This window comes from Lysobacter claricitrinus, assembly GCF_045866565.1.
GTDB lineage: Bacteria > Pseudomonadota > Gammaproteobacteria > Xanthomonadales > Xanthomonadaceae > Cognatilysobacter > Cognatilysobacter claricitrinus.
On the sequence record NZ_BAAFZV010000010.1, the window covers coordinates 2,015 to 4,794 of the forward strand.

The 2,780-nt window shown below is 69.5% G+C and carries 3 protein-coding genes and 1 pseudogene; all 4 read right to left on the reverse strand.

The genetic code is table 11. From position 1 onward, the window contains the following. Nucleotides 1-176 (reverse strand): annotated as a pseudogene (locus ACKTTN_RS14505) (flagellar motor switch protein FliM); the annotation flags it as partial. Nucleotides 177-186: 10 nt separating this feature from the next. After that, nucleotides 187-690, reverse strand: coding sequence for a flagellar basal body-associated FliL family protein (locus tag ACKTTN_RS14510; protein ID WP_407910621.1), 504 nt, complete (start codon nucleotides 688-690; stop codon nucleotides 187-189). A 280-nt stretch (nucleotides 691-970) separates the two neighbouring features. Beyond that, entirely contained in the window at nucleotides 971-2,311 is a 1,341-nt protein-coding gene (locus ACKTTN_RS14515) for a flagellar hook-length control protein FliK (RefSeq protein WP_407910622.1), read from the reverse strand. Continuing rightward, nucleotides 2,308-2,772 (reverse strand): flagellar export protein FliJ, encoded by a 465-nt coding sequence (fliJ, locus tag ACKTTN_RS14520; RefSeq protein ID WP_456237288.1) that lies wholly within the window; start codon nucleotides 2,770-2,772, stop codon nucleotides 2,308-2,310. The genes ACKTTN_RS14515 and fliJ overlap by 4 nt, the downstream gene beginning before the upstream one ends. Between the last annotated feature and the right edge of the window lie 8 nt (nucleotides 2,773-2,780).

Here is a 2,780-nt window from a genome sequence, read left to right on the forward strand (position 1 = left end):
CGCTCGTTGATCATCTCGAGCGTCGGCAGCCGGCCGCGGACGATCTTGTCCTGGCTGGCGAAATCGTAGTTGCGCGCCTCGCCCGGAGCGGCCGGCGGCTCGACCTCGATCGCCCCCGCGTCCACGCCGTGGAGGAGGGCATCGATCTCGTCCTGTGAAAGCAGGTCGGCGCTCATTCGGGGTCCCTTACTGGGTGACCAGGCTCGTGAAGATCACGGCGTCGACGCGCATCGGCGCGCCTTCGTCCTTCAGTACCGACTTCACTTCAATGAGCGCGCGTTCCTGCAGGCGCTCCTTGCCGCTTCGCTGCACCAGCTGGTCGGCGGTCTGCTGCCCGAACAGAAGCAGCAGGCGATTGCGGATGGCCGGCGCCTGCTCGTGCAGCGCGGCGAGGGTTTCGGGATCGCGCGTGGCCAGCTGCACGTCGGCCTGCAGGTAGCGCACGGTGTCGGTGTCGGCGAGGTTGACCACGAACGACGGGTCCATTGCGAAGTACTGCGTCGGCAGCTTCTTCGCGGCCTCGTGCTTGGACGGCGCGCTGCTCGAATACCACCACGCGCCGGCACCGCCGCCGCCAAGCAGCAGCGCGGTGGCGACGCCGATGATGATCAGCTTCTTCTTGCTCTTCTTCTTGGGCTCTTCGGTCGCCTCAGGGGCGGCAACCGGAGCGGCAGGGGCTTTGGCGGACACGGGCGACTCCATGGGTACGCCCGGGTCGTGCAAATGCCGTGCCGCGTTTGGGAGCGTGGTCGACGGGGTTTTGACGCCGGGCTGAACGGGGTCGCGTCGGGAGGCCGTCGATCGGGGTCACCGTCACGCTTGGCCCGTGAAGGCGGCTGGCCAGGCGGCCTAGCGCCCGCGATCGATACAGCCGGTCGTCGAGCCGATGCTCAGCGCGTACTGCTGCGAACGCGCGGGCAACAGGTCGTTATCTATCGGCTACGACCAGTCGGTCGCGACGCCTCGCCGGTTACGCGTACTCGTCGATGATGCCGCGCGAGCGCAGCACGCGAACCGTCGTCACCTGCTGCTCCGCGTCCGCGCCGAGCTCGCCCGCGCCGGGGAAGGCGCCGGAAGCGGCGGTGGAGCGGCCGTCACCCGGCTGGCGCCCACCGCTGCCGACCTGTGCGTTGCCGAGTTCCATGCCCTGGCGGCCGAGCAGGTCGCGCAGCTGGTCCATGCCGGATTCGAGGGCGCGGCGGACGTCGGCGTGCGCCGCGTGGAACTGCGCGTTGACGCGATGCCCGTCCATCTGCAGGCGGATGTCGATCGGGCCGAGCGCTTCGGGCGTGACGCGGATTTCCGCGTGCTCGAGTTTCTGGTCGGCCATCCAGGTGATGCGCTGGCTCATGCCGTCGTCGAAATCGGCGTCGAGCGACAGTGGCGCGGCCAGCGGCGAGGCCGCAACGACGTCGCGAACGGTCGACGGCACATCCATGCCGCGCGTCATCAGCGGGTTGAACGCGATGGCCGGTGCGGTGGTGGTCGAGCCGTCGATGGACGACGCCGCGCCCGTGCGATCGGTCTTGCTTTCAGCCATCGCTGCGAGTGCGGCGAACGCATCGGCGGCCGGCGTGGCGGCGGCAGGCTGCGCGTTCGTTGCACCAGCACCCGGCGACAACGCCTGCAGCAACGCGATGCCGGCTGCGCCGGTGGGCGGTGATGCGTTCGGTGTCGCGGACGCCGTGGCATCCGTTGCGGTCGTCACGGCGCCGGCAAGTGGCGCTGTTGCGAGCGCGGTCGGAAGCGCGGTGGATGGGAGCGCCGTAGCGCCGGGCAGGGTGCCCGTCAGTGCGGTGGTCGCTGCATCGGTTGGCGCGACTGGCGCGGGCTTAGCGGTCGCGGCCCAGTCGCCGGTCAGCAACGCGAGCATGCGATCCGGCAGTGAGTCGGGCGTGGACGCGGTTGCAGGTGCATCGTCGCGCGTGGCCTTGGTCGCCGTGTCGTCGGAGGCATCGCTGGCAGTGGTGGACGTCGTGGCGTTCGCGTCGTCGGCCGACGCGTTGTCCTGCGGCTTGCCGTCGCGACGCGCAGCGGCGTTGGCACGCTCGTGCGGCTTCGCGTTCGCGGCCTGCGTCGACTCATCGCCGCGCGATGCATCGTCGCGCCGTGGGCGCGTTGCCTCGTGTGGTCGTGTCTCGTTCTGCGCAACCTGTTCGCGCGGCATTTCCCGTCGCGATTCGACCGGGGCATGCGGCGTCTCGCCCGTATCGAACGAGAACTCCGGCGCGTCGTGCTGCGCTTTCGACGACGCGCGCGCCACCGCGCCGGTCACCGCCTGCGGCGTCGAGGACGGACGATCGATATTCATGACGACTGTTCCTCGGTGCCCAGCGCCGCGCGAACGCGACGGCTGGCGAGATCGTCGAGTTCCTTCTGCGAGCGCTGGTCGGCGACGCGCGTTTCCTCGCTGCGATAACTCGCGGCGAGCTTCTGCAGCACGTGCGTTTCGCGGCTCGCGAGCATCAGCCGCGCACGTTCGACTTCGGTGGCTTCGCGCGAACGCTCGACCGCCTGCAACTGCTGCGTCACCGCCTGCTGCAACTTCGCCTGGAAGGCGACGCGGTTGGCCAGCAGCGCGGGGTTGAACGTCGCACCCTGTTNNTGTTCGGGCGTCGACGAATATTCGGCCGAATAGCGCTGCAGCGCTTCCAGTCGCGCCTTCTGCTCCGCATGCACGGCTTCGCGCGCGGCCACCTGCTGCGCCACTTCATCCTGCTGGCGTTGCTTGATCTGGAGGATCGGGTCGAGGCGTTGGGAGCGCGGCGCCATGGAGAAGT

Bases quoted from the DNA above. Each gene is read 5' to 3' on its own strand.
- ACKTTN_RS14515 (WP_407910622.1), bottom strand. From the start codon at position 2,311: ATGAATATCGATCGTCCGTCCTCGACGCCGCAGGCGGTGACCGGCGCG.